At 58.7% G+C, this 19006-nt stretch carries 16 protein-coding genes; 9 read left to right on the top strand and 7 right to left on the bottom strand.

The annotated features are described in order from the left end of the window. Window positions 1-242 precede the first annotated feature (242 nt). From rpsJ to rpsL, 5 genes are all read right to left on the bottom strand, one after another. Window positions 243-554, bottom strand: a complete 312-nt coding sequence (rpsJ, locus tag ACSQ20_RS01515) for a 30S ribosomal protein S10 (protein ID WP_436016772.1) — start codon at window positions 552-554, stop codon at window positions 243-245. Window positions 555-716: 162 nt separating this feature from the next. Then, complete coding sequence (gene tuf / locus ACSQ20_RS01510) at window positions 717-1907, bottom strand: elongation factor Tu (RefSeq protein ID WP_436016732.1); 1191 nt, start codon at window positions 1905-1907, stop codon at window positions 717-719. Window positions 1908-1956: 49 nt separating this feature from the next. Continuing rightward, complete coding sequence (gene fusA / locus ACSQ20_RS01505) at window positions 1957-4059, bottom strand: elongation factor G (RefSeq protein ID WP_436016770.1); 2103 nt, start codon at window positions 4057-4059, stop codon at window positions 1957-1959. A gap of 126 nt (window positions 4060-4185) precedes the next feature. Beyond that, on the bottom strand, window positions 4186-4656 hold the full coding sequence (gene rpsG, locus ACSQ20_RS01500; protein ID WP_006053291.1) for a 30S ribosomal protein S7: 471 nt from the start codon (window positions 4654-4656) through the stop codon (window positions 4186-4188). Between the two features lie 159 nt (window positions 4657-4815). Continuing rightward, the gene (gene rpsL / locus ACSQ20_RS01495; protein ID WP_006998493.1) at window positions 4816-5196 is read right to left on the bottom strand and encodes a 30S ribosomal protein S12; all 381 of its coding nucleotides are present in this window, start codon (window positions 5194-5196) and stop codon (window positions 4816-4818) included. A gap of 381 nt (window positions 5197-5577) precedes the next feature. Between rpsL and ACSQ20_RS01490 the strand changes: the two genes are divergently transcribed. The 8 genes from ACSQ20_RS01490 to ACSQ20_RS01455 all read left to right on the top strand — a co-directional run bounded on the left by ACSQ20_RS01490 (window position 5578) and on the right by ACSQ20_RS01455 (window position 11387). Next, window positions 5578-6936, top strand: coding sequence for a hypothetical protein (locus ACSQ20_RS01490; protein ID WP_436016768.1), 1359 nt, complete (start codon window positions 5578-5580; stop codon window positions 6934-6936). A 73-nt stretch (window positions 6937-7009) separates the two neighbouring features. Then, window positions 7010-7303 (top strand): hypothetical protein, encoded by a 294-nt coding sequence (locus ACSQ20_RS01485; protein WP_436016766.1) that lies wholly within the window; start codon window positions 7010-7012, stop codon window positions 7301-7303. A 91-nt stretch (window positions 7304-7394) separates the two neighbouring features. Further along, window positions 7395-7694, top strand: coding sequence for a hypothetical protein (locus tag ACSQ20_RS01480; protein ID WP_436016764.1), 300 nt, complete (start codon window positions 7395-7397; stop codon window positions 7692-7694). A gap of 115 nt (window positions 7695-7809) precedes the next feature. After that, on the top strand, window positions 7810-8091 hold the full coding sequence (locus tag ACSQ20_RS01475) for a hypothetical protein (protein ID WP_436016762.1): 282 nt from the start codon (window positions 7810-7812) through the stop codon (window positions 8089-8091). A gap of 42 nt (window positions 8092-8133) precedes the next feature. Further along, on the top strand, window positions 8134-9327 hold the full coding sequence (locus tag ACSQ20_RS01470; RefSeq protein WP_436016760.1) for a hypothetical protein: 1194 nt from the start codon (window positions 8134-8136) through the stop codon (window positions 9325-9327). Between the two features lie 93 nt (window positions 9328-9420). After that, entirely contained in the window at window positions 9421-10608 is a 1188-nt protein-coding gene (locus ACSQ20_RS01465) for a sialidase family protein (protein WP_436016758.1), read from the top strand. A 116-nt stretch (window positions 10609-10724) separates the two neighbouring features. Beyond that, a complete protein-coding gene (locus tag ACSQ20_RS01460) occupies window positions 10725-11000 on the top strand; it encodes a hypothetical protein (protein WP_436016756.1) in 276 nt (91 codons plus the stop codon). An 84-nt stretch (window positions 11001-11084) separates the two neighbouring features. After that, complete coding sequence (locus ACSQ20_RS01455) at window positions 11085-11387, top strand: hypothetical protein (RefSeq protein ID WP_436016754.1); 303 nt, start codon at window positions 11085-11087, stop codon at window positions 11385-11387. A gap of 81 nt (window positions 11388-11468) precedes the next feature. On the opposite strand, the gene recQ is transcribed toward ACSQ20_RS01455, so the two are convergent. After that, window positions 11469-13316 carry a DNA helicase RecQ gene (gene recQ, locus ACSQ20_RS01450; RefSeq protein WP_436016752.1) on the bottom strand — a complete coding sequence of 616 codons (1848 nt, stop codon included), beginning with the start codon at window positions 13314-13316 and terminating at the stop codon, window positions 11469-11471. A 357-nt stretch (window positions 13317-13673) separates the two neighbouring features. Between recQ and ACSQ20_RS01445 the strand changes: the two genes are divergently transcribed. Beyond that, complete coding sequence (locus ACSQ20_RS01445; protein ID WP_436016750.1) at window positions 13674-14552, top strand: sugar transferase; 879 nt, start codon at window positions 13674-13676, stop codon at window positions 14550-14552. Between the two features lie 202 nt (window positions 14553-14754). Here ACSQ20_RS01445 and rpoC read toward each other — a convergent pair whose 3' ends face one another. Further along, window positions 14755-18999 carry a DNA-directed RNA polymerase subunit beta' gene (gene rpoC / locus ACSQ20_RS01440; RefSeq protein WP_436016748.1) on the bottom strand — a complete coding sequence of 1415 codons (4245 nt, stop codon included), beginning with the start codon at window positions 18997-18999 and terminating at the stop codon, window positions 14755-14757. Between the last annotated feature and the right edge of the window lie 7 nt (window positions 19000-19006).

Below are 19006 nucleotides of genomic sequence, written 5' to 3'. Positions count from 1 at the left end.
CGTTTTCTCCATTCCCGACTGCGATTGGCCGGGGCTAATTTACAAAATGCCGGTGCTTGCGAGGCATCGCGAACCGCTCGCCACGCCGCTCATTGGAGCGACAACGACGCTAAGCCCACTATTCTTGCACCGGCTTTTTTGCGCAAATGCGCGAAAAGCCTTGCATTATAGCGAGACGATCCGTTTTCCGCAAGCAATCAAAGACTTACTGCCGCGATGTGTCGCGCGCGGCAGCGCAAACCTTATTGCAGCTTGATGTCGACCTCGACGCCGGCCGGCAGATCGAGCTTCATCAACGCGTCGACAGTCTTGTCCGTCGGGTCGACGATGTCCATCAGCCGTTGGTGCGTACGAATCTCGAGCTGATCGCGCGACGTCTTGTTGACGTGCGGCGAACGCAGGATGTCGAAACGCTGAATGCGAGTCGGCAGCGGCACAGGGCCACGAACGATCGCGCCAGTCCGCTTTGCCGTTTCGACGATCTCGGCTGCCGATTGATCGATCAGGCGATAGTCGAATGCCTTCAAGCGAATGCGGATTTTCTGGTTCTGCATGACGATTCCTTGGAAAGAGCGAGGCAGCTTTGCGCCGCCGGATTAATAAAAGAACGTGGGCTTGGACGCCTCCCGAGGAGGAACGCGCCCAAGCCCGGGCACGTTTTACTGCAGTCCTGCGTGTGCAGCGGTCCAACTGGAGCCGCTGCAAAGCCGTCGATTTTACTCGATGATCTTCGCAACGACACCTGCACCGACGGTACGGCCGCCTTCGCGGATAGCGAAGCGCAGGCCTTCTTCCATGGCGATCGGCGCGATCAGCTTGACCGTGATCGACACGTTATCGCCCGGCATCACCATTTCCTTGTCCTTCGGCAACTCGATCGAACCCGTCACATCCGTCGTGCGGAAGTAGAACTGCGGACGATAGTTGTTGAAGAACGGCGTGTGGCGACCGCCTTCGTCCTTGCTCAGCACATACACCTCAGCCGTGAAGTGCGTATGCGGCGTGATCGAACCCGGCTTAGCCAACACCTGGCCACGCTCCACGTCTTCGCGCTTCGTGCCGCGCAGCAAAATGCCCACGTTGTCGCCCGCTTGACCTTGGTCCAGCAGCTTGCGGAACATCTCCACGCCCGTGCACGTCGTCTTCACCGTCGGCTTGATACCGATAATCTCGATTTCCTCGCCAACCTTCACCACGCCACGCTCGACCCGGCCCGTTACCACCGTGCCGCGACCCGAGATCGAGAACACATCTTCCACCGGCATCAGGAACGCGCCGTCGATCGCGCGCTCCGGCGTCGGGATGTACGTGTCCAGCGCGTCGGCCAGGCTCATGATCGCCACTTCGCCCAGCTCGCCCTTGTCGCCTTCGAGCGCCAGCTTCGCCGAGCCCTTGATGATCGGCGTTTCGTCGCCCGGGAAGTCGTACTTCGAGAGCAGCTCGCGCACTTCCATTTCCACCAGCTCGAGCAGTTCCGCGTCGTCCACCATGTCGCACTTGTTCAGGAACACGATGATGTACGGCACGCCCACCTGACGCGCCAGCAAAATGTGCTCGCGCGTTTGCGGCATCGGGCCGTCCGCGGCCGAACACACCAGGATCGCGCCGTCCATCTGCGCCGCACCCGTGATCATGTTCTTCACGTAGTCAGCGTGGCCCGGGCAGTCAACGTGCGCGTAGTGACGGTTAGCCGTCTCGTACTCCACGTGCGCCGTGTTGATCGTGATACCGCGCGCCTTTTCTTCCGGCGCCGCGTCGATCTGGTCGTACGCCTTCGCTTCGCCACCAAACTTCGCGGTCAGCACCGTCGTGATCGCCGCCGTCAGCGTGGTCTTGCCGTGATCAACGTGACCAATCGTGCCGACGTTCACGTGCGGCTTGGTCCGTTCAAATTTACCTTTAGCCATGGTTCGCTTCTTTTAAAAAGTGGTCTATGAAAAGGAGTAGCCGGACGGCTTACTTCGCCTTTGCGCTGATGATCGCGTCAGCAACATTACGCGGTGCTTCGGCGTAATGCTTGAACTCCATCGTGTACGTTGCGCGGCCCTGCGTGAGCGAGCGCAGCGACGTCGAGTAGCCGAACATTTCCGACAACGGCACTTCTGCGCGGACGATCTTGCCGCCGCCAACCATGTCTTCCATGCCCTGGACAATACCGCGACGACCCGACAAGTCGCCCATCACGTTGCCCATATAGTCTTCCGGCGTTTCGACTTCCACGGCCATCATCGGTTCGAGGATGACCGGGCTCGCACGGCGCATTGCTTCTTTGAACGCCATCGAACCGGCCATGCGGAACGCATTTTCGTTCGAGTCGACATCGTGGTACGAACCGAACGTGAGGTGCACTTTCACATCGACCACCGGGAAGCCTGCCAGCACACCGCTTTTCAGCGTTTCCTGGATACCCTTGTCCACCGCAGGAATGTACTCGCGCGGAATGACACCGCCCTTGATCTCGTCAAGGAATTCGTAGCCCTTGCCTTGCTCGTTCGGCTCGAGCGTGATGACCGCGTGACCGTACTGGCCGCGACCGCCCGATTGCTTGACGAACTTGCCCTCGACACCCGTCGCCGTCGCGCGGATCGTCTCACGATACGCCACTTGCGGCTTGCCGACCGTCGCCTCGACGCCGAATTCGCGCTTCATGCGGTCAACGAGAATTTCGAGGTGCAGCTCGCCCATGCCCGAAATGATCGTTTGGCCTGACTCTTCGTCCGTTTGTACGCGGAACGACGGGTCTTCTTGTGCCAGACGGTTCAGCGCAATGCCCATCTTCTCCTGATCGGGCTTCGTCTTCGGCTCGACTGCCTGCGAAATCACAGGCTCGGGGAAGATCATGCGCTCGAGGATGATCGGGTTCGACGGATCGCACAGCGTGTCGCCCGTCGTCGCCTCTTTCAGGCCAACGGCAGCGGCGATGTCGCCCGCGCGCACTTCCTTGATTTCCTCGCGCTGATTCGCGTGCATCTGCAAAATCCGGCCAAGACGCTCTTTCTTGTCTTTGGTCGAGTTCAGCACGGTGTCACCCGAATTCACCACGCCCGAGTAGACACGGAAGAAGATCAGCTGGCCGACGAACGGGTCCGTCATGATCTTGAATGCCAGCGCCGAGAACTTCTCGTCGTCCGCCGCGCGACGCTCGACCGCGTCACCGTTTTCGAGTTCGCCCTTGACCGGCGGGATGTCGACCGGCGACGGCAGGAAGTCGATCACGGCGTCGAGCATGCGCTGCACGCCCTTGTTCTTGAACGCGGTGCCGCACAGCATCGGCTGGATTTCGCAGGCGATCGTGCGATCACGCAATGCCTTGACGATTTCGGCTTCCGTGAGCTCTTCACCGCCGAGGTATTTCTCCATCAGCTCTTCGCTCGCTTCAGCAGCCGACTCGATCATCTTCTCGCGCCACTCGTTGCAGGTGTCGACGAGCTCGGCCGGAATATCGACGTAATCGAACTTCGTGCCTTGCGAGGCCTCATCCCAAACGATCGCGCGCATCTTCAAGAGATCGACGACACCCTTGAACGATTCTTCCGAGCCGATCGGCACCACGACGGGGACCGGGTTCGCCTTTAGGCGCATCTTTAACTGGTCGTAGACCTTGAAAAAGTTCGCGCCGGTGCGATCCATCTTGTTGACGAACGCAAGGCGCGGCACCTTGTATTTGTTCGCTTGACGCCAGACCGTTTCCGATTGCGGCTGCACGCCGCCCACGGCGCAATACACCATGCAGGCGCCGTCGAGCACGCGCATCGAGCGCTCGACTTCAATCGTGAAGTCGACGTGCCCGGGGGTGTCGATGATGTTGATCCGGTGCTCCGGGTAATTGCCGCCCATGCCCTTCCAGAAAGCAGTCGTCGCAGCGGACGTGATCGTGATGCCACGCTCCTGCTCCTGCTCCATCCAGTCCATCGTGGCGGCGCCGTCGTGAACCTCGCCAATCTTGTGGTTCACGCCGGTGTAAAACAGAATGCGCTCGGTCGTCGTCGTCTTGCCGGCGTCGATGTGAGCGCTAATACCGATATTACGGTAGCGCTCGATGGGAGTCTTACGAGCCACTTTTATCCTCTATTGGACGGCGCGAAGCATACGATGAAAGCCTTCGCGCCTAACACAAACGGGCGAGGCGCTAAAAAGCGCACCCGCCCGGAATTTCTTTCCGATTGAGCCAACAAAAAAAGTGGCTTAGAAACGGAAATGCGAGAACGCCTTGTTGGCCTCGGCCATCCGGTGCACTTCGTCGCGCTTTTTCATCGCGCCGCCACGGCCTTCCGCGGCTTCACTCAGTTCACCAGCGAGGCGCAATGCCATCGACTTCTCGCTGCGCTTTTTCGCGGCCTCACGCAACCAACGCATCGCCAATGCCATACGACGCGACGGACGCACTTCGACCGGAACCTGATAGTTGGCTCCACCAACGCGGCGGCTCTTCACTTCGACCACCGGCTTCACGTTGTTGAGCGCCACCGTGAACACTTCCAGCGGGTCCTTGCCACCCTTGGTCTGGATTTGCTCGAAAGCGCCATAAACGATGCGTTCGGCCACCGACTTCTTGCCGGAGAGCATCAGCACGTTCATGAATTTTGCAACATCAACGTTACCGAACTTCGGGTCCGGCAACACTTCCCGCTTGGGGACTTCGCGACGACGCGGCATGTCTGTTCCTTTACTTTTCAGTTGGAGCGTTATTGATTGACGCCCCGCGGCCACCAACTAACCCGATCCATCCTTCGACTAACCAGCTTGGCCGGGTGACCACTTACTCGACAGCACCGGCAATTCCGGCACCACCGCCTTAATGATTCCGAAGACTGCTTACTTGCCAGCCTTCGCGCGCTTTGCACCGTACTTCGAACGAGCTTGCTTACGGTCCTTGACGCCTTGCGTATCGAGCGAGCCGCGGACCATGTGGTAGCGCACACCCGGCAAGTCTTTCACGCGACCGCCGCGGATCAGCACGACCGAGTGCTCTTGAAGGTTGTGGCCTTCACCGCCGATGTACGAAATGACTTCGAAACCGTTCGTCAGACGAACCTTTGCAACCTTACGGAGCGCCGAGTTCGGCTTTTTCGGCGTCGTGGTGTACACGCGTGTGCACACACCGCGACGCTGAGGGCAGTCCTGCAAGGCCGGGCTCTTGCTTTTCGTCGTTTCCGACGCACGGCCTTTGCGAACCAGTTGATTGATGGTTGGCATTGTGTATTCCCAAAATTGAAAAATCGGCGTGGCGCCGGCCGGGCAAAGCGGACGGTGGCACGCCTGACGCATCCCACTCACAGTGACCCAGACGGGCATTCCGCGAACAGGAACCCGGCATGATATTGCGAAAAGGTCAAGCGCGTCAATAGTTTGCGTTTGGCGGTGAGACCGGGACCCTGATGCGCCCGGGGACGCGGAGCGCCCGCCCGAGTCACTGCGCAAGCCATCGCACTTCGCTGACAGCTATCGCGGACCTATTAGTTCCACCAGGTCGAGTCCCCCCGCTTCGGTCGTACCCTGTGCCCTGAGCCGTCGGCCAATTGCGTTAAATAGTCAACTCCGGCGCTCCGGCGCATCGTGACTCGAGGTGAATAAGCCATGTCAACGCCACTCCCACATACCGGACGATATTACGCTGAGCTCTCGATGTGGGCTCAGTTGGCCTGGGGGTGGTCGGTCATCGTGAATGACATTGAGCCTCTGCGCACGCCCACCCAAAATGATTTTGATCCTTACAAGCACTACTACGCCGCCTTTGCTCGACACATCGACTTCATGAAACCATGGAGAAGTAAGGATTTCATGCAATTTCTTGGCTCACTCAATAAATTCGACGCGGAAATTAACCCGCGCTGGAGAAAATATAGCGCGGACGCGGTAGAAGCACTCGACTTCATTGACTACCTTATTAACAACTTTACCGAACTCGTGAACATGCGGACCGTCGAACTAACTCGGCGAGCCATCAGAAATTGGAAGGAAAGCGCCCAGCGTGTAGTAGAAGCCTGCAATATTCTGCAAACAGATCTTTCTAAAATCAACATGTCGAGGGTTAGTAGAGTAAGAGGCGATACTCCCCAAAAAAAGTTAAGCGAAATGATCGCTGAGATCAAGACAAGCCTTCCCGCTGCTCAACAAACATCGGCTGACAATCTCGATCAATTACCCAGCGCAATCGCCGCCATTAATCTAAAAATCGCCACGGAGATGCAATCACCAACCTTCTTCAATAAATTCGGCCCGGTGATTTTTCTCGTTATCTTTTTGGTGGCAATAGTTATAACCGTATACATGGGATGGGTCCCTCTGGCTTTTGTTATGGGTTGGGGCACCGCTGCGTCTCTCGCGGGCATTGGAGATCTGCTCACTGGTGGAACGCCATGGCAGAAAGAATTGGCGGGCCGAATTTTAGCTCTCAGCAAAGAACTCAAAAAGGCTCAGGGCGATTATCGGACAGCGCTAGAGGGCCTGGGCAAACATGCCGGGCTTATTACTCTTGCAAGCCTTGATTCGGTGGCAGAGACAGCCTATCAACTGGGCACCTCCGTGCAAATGGCAGTATCCGCAGGCGAGATGCTCGTCAAGCGCTATACGGCCAAACTAATAGGAGGCGTCGACGATCAAGGCAACACTCAAGAAGGGGTCGTCCCAGTGCTGAACCAGATTGACGCTCTTATCCATGCAGGAGAGATAACCCCTGAGGCGCAAGTAAGGCTTAAAGAATTAAGCAAAAAACTGAAAGACCCCGATGCGCCAACTCAGAATACTGACAAGTCGCCGGTACTCTTTCACCCCGATGGCTACGACTTTGACCTAGTGTACCCTGGCATGAGAATACAGCGAGGGTGGTACAAGATCCAGGAAGGCCTAAAAATTCGCGTCGGAAAACCGATCATCCAATTCGGAAACGTCGAGGCAAGCAAATTGACGAAAATCAATTATGTCAAAATCAGCTAGCGCGGCACGATAGCAATCAAATAGATGGATCCGGATGTCAACCCGGTATCAGCTGTCTGAAGGGAGGAGAGGTGTGAGCACAAGCTATAGCGGCCTCGTAACGCAATTTCAATTTGGCAGCGCGGACGACAGCACTGGCCCTGTCGGCTTCACCATTACAGATATCAAGAATAGGGAATACACCGGCATCATGGAAGGGAAAATAGCGAGCCTGTCGTCAGCCAGCTACGCCATCATATTTACGATTGCAATGATGAACGGCTATGAGGTCGAAGTCACGAGCGAGAATAGTGACAGCACATACAACCGTGTCGTCTTGCTGTCGCCCGATATGATGGAACACGGGCTCGATCCAATATCGCTTTGATTATTTCGATGCCGCGCCACGCCTCTCGACGGCGTCTGCCACTCGGAGAGCTGAACCTGATGTTGGCGTCAGGCATTCAAAGGAATCGCATATGAAAGTGCTTACCGGACAAGCAGCGGCAGCAGCGACGAAACACATTGTTGGTGGCGTCACCATGTTTCAGTTCGGCGACGCCACGACACCGGGCGTCATCAGATTTCAGGTTACAGATAGCAAGGAGAAAACGCACCAAGGTCGTATGCAATACCGATTTGACGATCAGTCGTCCTCGGGATTTGCGCTTCTTTTTACGACAGCCATGGTGAACGGCTATCGAGTGGAAGCGGTTTATTCCAGCAAGCAGGATAGCGAGATTATCTGCACGAGCATCCGCTTGGTTTCCCCGGCGTAGTGTCTCGAGCGTCGGGTCAGGCTAGCCCGAGGCATGCCTGGCTCCTATGCGCGCTTCGGCGAGCCTAACGATGCAAGGCGTGAATCGAAAATGCGATACCCGAACGGAGACAAATGTGAATACCTCAAGCGGCTCTGCGGCAACAGCAACCAGCGTTACCGGTACGGTCACCGAATTCCGGTTCGGTGACAGCGCAAATGCCGGGACCATTCAGTTCAAGGTGACCGATAGCGACAAAACGGTACATTCCGGCACGATGACAACAAACATTGACAATATGTCATCGACCGGCTTTGCCATCGTTTTCATACGGGCTATGGCAAGCGGTTATCAGGTGACCGTTTCTTCGGCGAATGGTACGACCTATGACGGCGTGACGTTGCTATCGCCGGTCTGACGCAAGCGGACGCGATCAACCGCGCCGCGATTGGAGAGGAATATGAGCACGACAAGCGATACGGCAACACTCACGCATGGTGAAGCCGATGCAACGCTGCAGCAGATTAGCGGTATCCAAACAACGAATTCGCCTGCGCTGTCAAAATACAAACACGCGCTGTGGCTCGCGTGCCTGCAGAATTCGCAGTACGCAACGGCATCGTTTGCCAGCGCAGCTTGGACGGTCGCCCCGGCAATCAAGAGCAATAACCAATCGGGACCTCCGGCGCTGGCCGATCTCAACGGAACGCTCTACCTCGTGCATCGGGCCGATGTCTCCGATGACCTTTATTGCATGAAGTACGATGGCACAACCTGGTCAGCCGAGTCCTGGATGTTCCAGGCGAAGGGCATGCCAGCAGCCACGACACTCGGGGCGGCGGCATACGGGAAAACAAGCGCGAGGAAGTTATATATAGCGTGGCGCGACGCAACTAACGGCAACGCGATAGGGATCAACAGTGGCGACGGGCAAACGGCGTGGCCAAGCGGCAACCCGCAATATGTCCCTGGGGTATCGACCTCACAATCGCCGGCGCTCGCTGTATACAACAAGAAGTTGTTTCTGATCTATACAGCAAGCGACTCCACCAACTACATCCATTACAAACACACCGCTGACGGGACAACATGGAAAGCGCCCGAAGGCGTCGTCCAGGACTCGGCCACAAAACTGTATGCGTCGACAACGCGAGCGCCTGCGGTGACGACGTTCGACGGAAAGTTGTGGGTGGTGTATGTGGACGGATCCAACCATCTGTCCTTCGCGACCTTCGACGGCACCGGATGGACGCTATTGGGGAGTTTGACGAGCCTCAGCGTAACGGACTCGCCGGCTGTGGCGACGTACACCGCAAATGGCCACGCGTACCTCTTCTGCGCTGCGCGCGACTCGGATGGGAATATCTGGTGGTTGTCAGTCGCGGCCAGCGCGGCCAAAAACATCACAGGATACGTTACCCGCTATACCTTCGGCAGCGAAGACGATCCTTCCGCGGTCAGCTTCGAGATCACATCTAAAAACGGAACCCCACATACCGGTTCGATGGTGGATTTGAGCGACGCCTCGTCCACTGGCTATACCGCCATCTTTGTGATGGCACTCGCAAATGGCTACGAAGTCGTCGCACTTGACTCGCACATCGATTTCAACGAATACAGCGGCGTGAAACTTGTTCAACCGACGTTGTCATGAGCCAAATGTTGGCCAATGTGGCTGACGTTTATTCCGCTCTGTCCGGTCCAACGCTCGATTTTCTCGAGTCCCTGAAGCTGTAAGGCCGTGACAATGCAGATCATCGAGGAACACGATATGAGCATCATTTCGGGTAGCGCGGTAGCGCCGGCACCGGTCTTCTCGGCCACTGTACAGATTCCCGGCTTGAACATCAGCGGCTCGCCCGCGCTCACATACCACAACGGAACGCTGTACCTAGCGTATGCGAAGGCCGCGGCATCGGACGCCGGCGCGCAAAATGCCATTTGGTGCGCAGCCTTCAACGGCAGTGAATGGTCGAGCAACACCGATAGCGGCTTCCAAACGTCGACATCACCGACGCTAGTGGCGTTCAAGAAGAAGTTATATCTGCTCTGCCAGTCCACATCCAACGAAATTAAGTACGCTACCAGCACCGACGGGATTAGCTGGTCGACACAATCTCAAGTCCCCGGCGCCCTCGTTTCGGGCTGGCCCGCCGCGGTAACCTACGAGAAAACACTGTACGTCGTGAACCAAGGCGCCAGCAATGACGGCACGCTGTGGTGCACAACGACCTCCGACGGAACGAAATGGTCGTCGAATGTCCAGATTTCGACCGACAAGATATCGGGATCGCCCGCGCTCGCAGTATTCAAAAAGCATCTGTATCTCGTATACCGGCCCAACGGTACCGAACAACTGAAATATATGAGCTACGACGGCTCGGCTTGGTCAACGGCGAGCTCGGTTCCGTGCCAACTATCCGAGTCCCCCGCGCTGGCAGTATTCAATGAGACACTGTATCTGGTGTATCAGGGGGCATCCGCCACGGGCACGCGCGGTCAACTCTGGTACTCGGCGTTCGATGGAAACAGTTGGGGGCCGAGCACCTTTGTCAGTAATGCCGTGGAGAATGCCTCGCCGGCCCTGGCCGTATTTCCCGGTGTTCCCGATACGCAGGGCACGCTCATATGTGCTGAAAGCAGAAGCGACGGCACCGTTTACTGGCAGGGACTCTCCGACACGAATAACGTGACCGGCTTTGTGACCGAATTCAACGTAGGCAACGCGAGCGACAAGAACGCCATTACGTTCGAGATCACAGATGCCTTCGGTTTCGCCCGCACCGGCAAGATGCATTTCGATGCGACGAACGAACGATCTGGTAGCTACGCCGTCATTTTTTCGACGGCAATGGCGAACCGATATAAGGTGCGGGCCTTGTTTTCTACGAGCGACAGCAAGTACGGTGGCGTCGCGTTGCTCGCGCCAGTGTAAGTGGTCACTGACGGGCCACAACGCATGAAGGATTGGCGAGGTAGCCACATATTCGAAACGTTTATTCGAAACGTTGCAGTTGGTTTCAGATTTGGCATGCATAAAGGAGCACGCAAATGGCCAATCCCGGTCCCATCGTCGGGTTTGTCGATGTAATCGAGTTCGGAAATCCCGACGGTAGCAACAGCAGTACCATCGCCGCCGAAGTGCTCGACGAAGATGGCATCGACACCTATCAAAACACGATTGGCGTCAACGCACATTGCTCGTTCGCAATGCTAACGGTGCTTACTACCGCGATGCTCAATGCAAAAAAAGTCGAAATCATGAAGACCGATCCGGATCCAGACAAGCCCACATGGTTCGGAGCGACGATCTATGGAGCACTGTAGGTCGGATGGCCATCGGCCACGTGCGCGGGCGCCTCGCTATCAGGGAACGATTACGTGTGACGAGCGATCGTCAAAGGAGCAGACGTGGACGGAAAGGACGACATCTTTAGGACCGTCTCGGGTCCTGTAATTGCCTTCGATTATTCGCAGAATGGCGGAGTTCTGGAGCCGGGCAGTGCTTCGGGTCCATCGATCGTTATGGCCGGTAAAAAAGGTGGGGAAGCTCTTTTGCGCGGCGGGATCGGTAACGCATCATCCACAGCACTCACCTTCATGCTTTCGACAGCGCTCGTCCATCGTCTGTGGGGAATCACGGCCAGCTCGACTTACCCCCCCGGCGTCACTCAAAGCATGGGCGTCTCCCTGCTCGCGAGCACGCAAGCGTAGAAGTGGACGGCTCTGCTTTTTTCACCCTCCTGGACAATACTCGACCGCATGAATGGAGATGACTCGCTAGAGCGAAGACGCTCAGTCCGCCCCAGCAACCTCCAGCAACTCGTCACCAAACCGCTCGAGCTTGCGCGCACCGATACCGGGGATATGGCGCAAACCGTCGACCGTATCCGGCGCGCTCCGGGCAATTTCGGCCAGCGTCGCATCGTGGAAGATGACGTACGCGGGCACGCCGTCGCGCTTCGCCGTATCGGTACGCCACGCACGTAAGCGCTCCCATCGCGCCCGCTCGCGCGGTGACAAGCCCGCTGCCGGGTCGACCCGCTGGGTCGAGCGACCTTGAGCCTGACGGCTGCGCACCGGTTTCACATAGCGGCGCAGTGTGACCGTTTGTTCGCCCTTCAGCACCGCTTTGCTGGCGTCGGTCAGCACCAGTGCGCCAAACCCATCGTGATCGACCGCGAGATAGCCGAACGCCACCAGTTGTCGGAAAATCGCTCGCCATTCGGCCTCGGATAAGGACTCGCCGATCCCAAAGGTACTGAGCACTTCATGGCCGCGTTGCAGCACCTTTTCGGTTCGATTGCCACGCAAGATGTCGATGAGGTGGCCCGCGCCGAAGTTAAAGCCGCTGGCGCGCCGAGCCCGGAATACGCATGAGAGCGCCATTCGCGCCTCGCGCGTCGCGTCCCACGACGCCGGAGGTTCCAGACAGGTGTCGCAGTTGCCGCATGGCTCGCTGTCCTCCCCGAAGTAGCGAAGCAAGCGCACACGTCGGCACGCCGCCGCTTCGCACAAGCCGAGCAGCGCATCGAGCTTGCCGGTCTGAACGCGTTTGTGCGCTTCATCGGCATCCGATTCGTCGATCATCTTGCGCTGCTGCACCACGTCGCCCAGCCCATACGCCATCCATGCGTTTGCGGGCAAGCCGTCGCGCCCTGCGCGGCCCGTCTCCTGGTAGTAGCCTTCCACGCTCTTGGGCAAGTCCAAATGCGCGACGAAGCGCACATCGGGTTTATCGATGCCCATCCCGAAAGCGATCGTCGCGCACATGACGATGCCCTCCTCGCGCTGGAACATCTCCTGATGGCGCTGCCGCACGCCGAATTCCATGCCAGCGTGATAAGGCAGCGCCCGCAGCCCCTGCGCCTTGAGCCATTCAGCCGTTTCCTCGACCTTGCGCCGCGACAGACAATAAACGACGCCCGCATCGCTCGTGCCGTCTCCGTTCATGTGCTCGGCGCGAATGAAATCGAGCAGTTGCGCCCGCGCGTTATCTTTTTCGACGATGCGATAGCGGATGTTCGGCCGGTCGAAGCTCGATACGAAGATACGGGCTTCGTCGAGTGCAAGCCGATGAACGATCTCGTCGCGCGTGATCGCATCGGCCGTTGCCGTCAATGCAATCCGCGGCACGTGCGGAAAACGCTCGTGAAGCACCGAAAGCTGAATGTATTCCGGCCGGAAGTCGTGCCCCCACTGCGAAACGCAATGCGCTTCGTCGATCGCGAAAAGCCCGATGCGCGCGCGTTCGATCAACTCGAGAAAGCGTGGCGTCATCAGGCGTTCGGGCGCGACATACAGAAGATCGAGTTCGCCGTCGCGAAGCGCGCGTTCAGTGGCCGCGGCCTCGGCCCCCGACAACGTCGAATTGAGAAACGCCGCACGCACACCGAGTTCCGTGAGCGCGGCGACCTGATCTTGCATCAGCGCGATCAACGGCGATACGACGATGCCCGTCCCGAGCCCGGCTTCGTGGCGCGCGAGCGCCGGAATCTGGTAGCAAAGCGACTTGCCGCCACCTGTGGGCATCAACACCAGGCAATCGCCGCCGCCCGCGACATGCTCGACGATATCGTGCTGCTGCCCTCGAAACGCGGGATAACCAAAAACGGTGTTGAGGATGGCGAGGGCACGGGACATGGACGAGGGGCTGGAAAGGCTGACGTAGGCCGAATTCTACCAACGTCGAGCGGTGCGGCAGACGCGTTATTGGTAACGTTGGCCAGATGGATGCCCCATTGACCGTGCGCATATAGAGGGAGCTCTGAGCGCACGAGCTGTCTGCATGCTCATCGCATCAACGGCGGCGTGGGTTCGTTCAGCCGGCAGCCGCTTCGGCTTGCCGATTTGCGTGCTGATGAGCGTGCCTATCATCGATGCCGCGGGACCCACTAACGTGCTCATCACAGTGTTCCCACGATGCCTGTACACGGCTGCTCAAAACCATTCGACGATCATCCGAAGCTCCCGCCATTTAGTGGTTGGTGCGGGGGACCGGTGAATCACGTCTTGGGCTCGATGCACCGCGATCAGAGCCTTCTGGCAGGGCTTGTACTTATCGCGGCCGAGACGCCCGCTGCTCGCGCCGCGAAGTTCCGCACCTCGCCCGATCTCACGTCCCCGCCCCCGCGGCTCGACCCGATTTTTTTGGCCCCCGATGCATCCGTTCTCGAATCGTTCGATGCCCGCACGAGCGTCACCAAATGGGCCGCCGACAGTCGCGTCCGGCGCTTCACCGACCTCGCCGTCGATGCCTTGCTCGCGCCCTTGACGCTCCCGGTGCTTGCCGGTGGGGCGATCGCATTAGCGCGGGAAGGCCAGGTGGGGAAGATTCGGTTCGACTCCTACCGTGAAGGGATGGACGGCGAGATGTTCGCCATGCATAAGCTACGCACACTGCTGGGGGGAGATCAATCCGATAGCAGCCAGGGCGCGGAAGACGAGCGAGCAACGGCTGTGGGCGCATTTTTGCGCAGGTACATCATCGATGAACTGCTTGTGCTGCCCACCAACGTCGTCAAAGGCCAGATGCAGTTAGTGGCGCACCGGCCATTGGTCGACGACGACTTCGCGCTCATGAAAGCAAAACTGCGCAGCGAGGACTATCGGATCTGGCGCGATGTCTATGGAGCGGAACCGCCTGGATTTCTCAGCGCGTTCGGCAATTTCAGCGCGTTTCTCGATCCCGAATCGGACGACTACCTACGCGCGCGAGCCGCGCTGGATGTCTGGCAGGCGCTCAACGCCGGCCCAGGGCTCACGCGACGGATCATTTTCGACACGATTCGGATCGGTCTGGGCAAGGTGCGCGATCCTTCCGAATTGGCCGGCTTCAACGAAACGCAAGGGGGCCGTGTCTTCGGTCTCGCCGCGTGACAAATCGCCGGAGCAGTGCCTTATACAAAGGCCGTACTCAGCCTTATGCTGTGAAAACAACTAGGTCAGACAGCGCCTTGGCGTGACTATGATTTTCGGCCGTCTACCGATATCGCACCATCGCCACATCAGAAAAAAAGCCGCTCAGCATGCACTGAGCGGCTTTTACCGGACGTCCTACCAGGCGGCTCGCGCCGCGCCGTTACTCCGCCGGATGTTGCTGTTGTTGCTCGTCCGCAGGTGTCTCGGGCGGACCGAAGTCGAACGCTTCTTCGGCGGCGATCTGATCGAAACGCTCGCGGTCGGAAGCCTCCTTGTTCTTGCGCGCCTTGTGGAACGCAAGCCCCGTACCGGCCGGAATCAATCGACCGACAATCACGTTTTCCTTCAGCCCGCGCAAATCGTCGCGCTTGCCCATGATCGCAGCTTCCGTCAGCACGCGCGTCGTCTCTTGGAACGATGCGGCCGAGATGAACGAGTCGGTCGACAGCGACGCCTTCGTGATACCGAGCAGCACGTTCTCGTAGATTGCCGGACGCTTGTCATCCGCGATCATCCGGTCGTTTTCATCGAGCATATCGGAACGCTCGACTTGTTCACCCGGAATGAAACGCGTATCGCCGTTATCGGTAATCTGCACACGGCGCAGCATCTGACGCACGATCACTTCGATGTGCTTGTCGTTGATCTTCACGCCCTGCAAACGGTACACGTCCTGCACTTCGTCGACGATGTAACGCGACAGCGCCTCGACACCCTGCAAACGCAAGATGTCATGCGGATCGGCCGGGCCGTCCACGATCATTTCGCCCTTGTTGACGACCTGACCATCGTGAACCAGCACCTGCTTTTCCTTCGCGATCAGGAACTCGTGCTGGTTGCCCTCGAGATCCGTGATGACGAGACGCTGCTTGCCCTTTGTGTCCTTACCGAACGAAACCGTACCCGTGACTTCCGCCAAGATGCCGGCGTCCTTCGGCGAACGTGCCTCGAAGAGTTCAGCCACACGCGGCAGACCGCCGGTAATGTCACGCGTCTTTTGCGATTCCGTCGGAATCCGCGCGAGCACCTCACCGACCTGCACTTGCTGACCGTCCTTCACGGTGATCAGCGCGCCGACTTGGAAGCCGATCTGTACCGAATGCTCGGTGCCGGGGATCTTCACTTCCTCGCCGTTCGCGTCGAGCAGTTTCACCTGCGGACGCACGCTCTTCGAAGCTTGCGAACCGCGGCGCTTCACGTCGATAACGACGAGCGTCGACAAGCCCGTCACATCGTCGATCTGCTTCGCAACCGTCACACCTTCTTCGACGTTTTCGAACTTCACCGTACCGCCGTACTCGGTGATGATCGGGCGTGTCAGCGGGTCCCACGTCGCAAGCTGCGCGCCGGCCTTGATCTGCGCACCGTCGAGCTGCAACAGTGTCGCGCCGTACGGCACCTTGTGACGCTCGCGCTCGCGGCCGTGATCGTCCGTGATCATCGCTTCGCCCGAACGCGAGATGACGATCTGCTCGCCCTTCGCATTCGTCACGTAGCGCATCGTCGCGGTAAAGCGCACGGTACCGTTGCTCTTCGCTTCGACGGACGAGGCCACTGCCGCACGCGACGCCGCACCACCGATGTGGAACGTACGCATCGTGAGCTGTGTGCCCGGTTCGCCGATCGACTGCGCCGCTATCACGCCGACCGCTTCGCCGACGTTCACGAGCGAGCCGCGGCCGAGGTCGCGGCCGTAGCACGCCGCGCACAGACCGTAACGTGTTTCGCACGTCAGCGGCGTGCGAACGCGCACTTCGTCGATGCCGAGCCGCTCGATTTCTTCCACTGCGGTTTCGTCGAGCAGCGTACCGGTTTCGTACAGCGTTTCCTGCGTCTCGGGGTTGACGACGTCAGCCGTCGCCACGCGGCCGAGAATCCGGTCGCGCAACGCTTCGACGACTTCACCGCCTTCGACGAGCGCTTTCATCGCGACGCCATTGCCGGTACCGCAATCGTCTTCGGTGACCACAAGATCCTGCGTCACGTCGACGAGACGACGTGTCAGGTAACCCGAGTTCGCCGTCTTCAATGCCGTATCGGCCAAACCCTTACGCGCGCCGTGCGTCGAAATGAAGTACTGCAGCACGTTCAGGCCTTCGCGGAAGTTCGCCGTAATCGGCGTCTCGATGATCGAGCCGTCCGGCTTGGCCATCAGGCCGCGCATACCGGCCAACTGACGAATCTGCACCGCCGAGCCACGTGCGCCCGAGTCGGCCATCATGTAGATCGAGTTGAACGACTCCTGCCGTATTTCGTTGCCGTCCCGATCCACGACCGGCTCCGTCGACAGCTGCTCCATCATCGCCTTGCCGACCGCTTCCGACGTTGCCGACCAGATGTCGACCACGTTGTTGTAGCGCTCTTGTGACGTGACGAGACCCGACATGTACTGACGGTCGTACTCCTTCACTTTCTTCGCGGCATCGCCAACGATCACTTCCTTCTGCGGCGGTACGAGCATGTCGTCGACGCAGATCGAGATGCCGGCGCGCGTGGCGAGACGGAAACCCGATTGCATCAACTGGTCGGCGAAGATCACCGTCTCGCGCAGACCGCAACGGCGGAACGCCGTATTGATGAGGCGCGAGATTTCCTTCTTCTTGAGCGGCTTGTTCAGCACCGAGAACGGCAGCCCAGGCGGCAAAATCTCGGACAGAATCGAGCGGCCGACCGTCGTGGCGTAAAGCGAAATCTTCGGCACGAATTTCGGCGCACCTTCGGACGTGTCCTCGTTCGCCACCATTTCGGTGATACGCACGTTCACGCGCGAGGCGAGCTCGACTTCCTTGTTCTCATAGGCGCGCAGGACTTCCGACACACCGGTGAAGCTCATGCCTTCGCCCTTGCCGTTGACGGCTTCGCGCGTCGCGTAATACAAGCCGAGCACGATATCCTGCGACGGCACGATCGACGGATCGCCGTTGGCCGGGAACAGGATGTTGTTCGACGCCAGCATCAGCGTGCGCGCTTCCATCTGCGCTTCGAGCGACAACGGCACGTGAACGGCCATCTGGTCACCGTCGAAGTCGGCGTTGAACGCCGCGCACACGAGCGGATGCAGTTGGATGGCCTTGCCTTCGATCAGCACCGGCTCGAACGCCTGGATGCCGAGACGGTGCAGCGTCGGTGCACGGTTGAGCATCACCGGATGCTCACGGATCACCTCTTCGAGGATGTCCCACACGACCGCCGTCTGGTTCTCGACTTCCTTCTTCGCCGCCTTGATGGTCGTTGCGACGCCCATCACTTCGAGCTTGTTGAAGATGAACGGCTTGAAGAGTTCGAGCGCCATCAGCTTCGGCAAACCGCACTGATGCAGCTTGAGCGTCGGGCCGACCACAATGACCGAACGGCCCGAATAATCGACGCGCTTACCGAGCAAGTTCTGACGGAAACGGCCGCCCTTGCCCTTGATCATGTCGGCGAGCGACTTGAGCGGACGCTTGTTCGCGCCCGTCATCGCCTTGCCGCGACGACCATTATCGAGCAGCGAATCGACGGCCTCTTGCAGCATCCGCTTTTCGTTGCGGACGATGATTTCCGGCGCCTTGAGCTCGAGCAGACGCTTCAACCGGTTATTACGGTTGATAACTCGGCGATAGAGGTCATTCAGATCCGAGGTCGCGAAACGGCCGCCGTCGAGCGGCACGAGCGGACGCAACTCGGGCGGCAGCACCGGCAGCACTTCCAGCACCATCCACTCGGGCTTGATCCCCGAGCGTTGGAAGGCCTCGAGCACCTTCAAGCGCTTCGCGTACTTCTTGATCTTCGCTTCCGAGCCGGTGTTCTTGAGCTCGGTGCGCAACGTCTCGACCTGTTCGTCGATGTTGATAGCACGCAGCAGCTCGCGCACGCCTTCCGCGCCCATTTCGGCACGGAATTCGTCACCGTACTCTTCGACCTTGTTGTAGTAATCCTCTTCGGTCATGATCTGACGCGCCTTGAGCGGCGTCATGCCGGGTTCGATCACCACGTACGCTTCGAAGTACAGCACGCGCTCGATGTCGCGCAGCGTCATGTCGAGCACCATGCCCAGACGCGACGGCAGCGATTTCAAGAACCAGATGTGCGCAACCGGCGAAGCCAATTCGATGTGGCCCATGCGCTCGCGGCGCACCTTGGCGAGCGTCACTTCGACGCCGCACTTCTCGCAGATCACGCCACGGTGCTTCAAGCGCTTGTACTTGCCGCACAAGCATTCGTAGTCCTTGATCGGACCGAAAATCTTCGCGCAAAACAAGCCGTCGCGCTCAGGCTTGAACGTACGATAGTTGATCGTTTCCGGCTTCTTGACTTCACCGAACGACCACGAGCGGATCTTGTCGGGCGAGGCAAGACCGATCTTGATCGCATCGAAAACTTCTTCTTGTTGGACTTGCTTGAATAGATCGAGCAAAGCTTTCATCGCTTCT

The organism is Trinickia sp. LjRoot230 (genome assembly GCF_964253315.1).
GTDB lineage: Bacteria > Pseudomonadota > Gammaproteobacteria > Burkholderiales > Burkholderiaceae > Trinickia.
Note: the sequence above shows the minus strand (reverse complement) of the source record. Positions and strands in the feature narration are given on the sequence as shown.

Coding starts and splice junctions, on each gene's coding strand:
- rpsJ (WP_436016772.1), bottom strand. CDS start 554: ATGCAGAACCAGAAAATCCGCATTCGCTTGAAGGCATTCGACTATCGC.
- tuf (WP_436016732.1), bottom strand. CDS start 1,907: ATGGCTAAAGGTAAATTTGAACGGACCAAGCCGCACGTGAACGTCGGC.
- rpsG (WP_006053291.1), bottom strand. CDS start 4,656: ATGCCGCGTCGTCGCGAAGTCCCCAAGCGGGAAGTGTTGCCGGACCCG.
- rpsL (WP_006998493.1), bottom strand. CDS start 5,196: ATGCCAACCATCAATCAACTGGTTCGCAAAGGCCGTGCGTCGGAAACG.
- ACSQ20_RS01490 (WP_436016768.1), top strand. CDS start 5,578: ATGTCAACGCCACTCCCACATACCGGACGATATTACGCTGAGCTCTCG.
- ACSQ20_RS01480 (WP_436016764.1), top strand. CDS start 7,395: ATGAAAGTGCTTACCGGACAAGCAGCGGCAGCAGCGACGAAACACATT.
- ACSQ20_RS01470 (WP_436016760.1), top strand. CDS start 8,134: ATGAGCACGACAAGCGATACGGCAACACTCACGCATGGTGAAGCCGAT.
- ACSQ20_RS01465 (WP_436016758.1), top strand. CDS start 9,421: ATGCAGATCATCGAGGAACACGATATGAGCATCATTTCGGGTAGCGCG.
- ACSQ20_RS01460 (WP_436016756.1), top strand. CDS start 10,725: ATGGCCAATCCCGGTCCCATCGTCGGGTTTGTCGATGTAATCGAGTTC.
- recQ (WP_436016752.1), bottom strand. CDS start 13,316: ATGTCCCGTGCCCTCGCCATCCTCAACACCGTTTTTGGTTATCCCGCG.
- rpoC (WP_436016748.1), bottom strand. CDS start 18,999: ATGAAAGCTTTGCTCGATCTATTCAAGCAAGTCCAACAAGAAGAAGTT.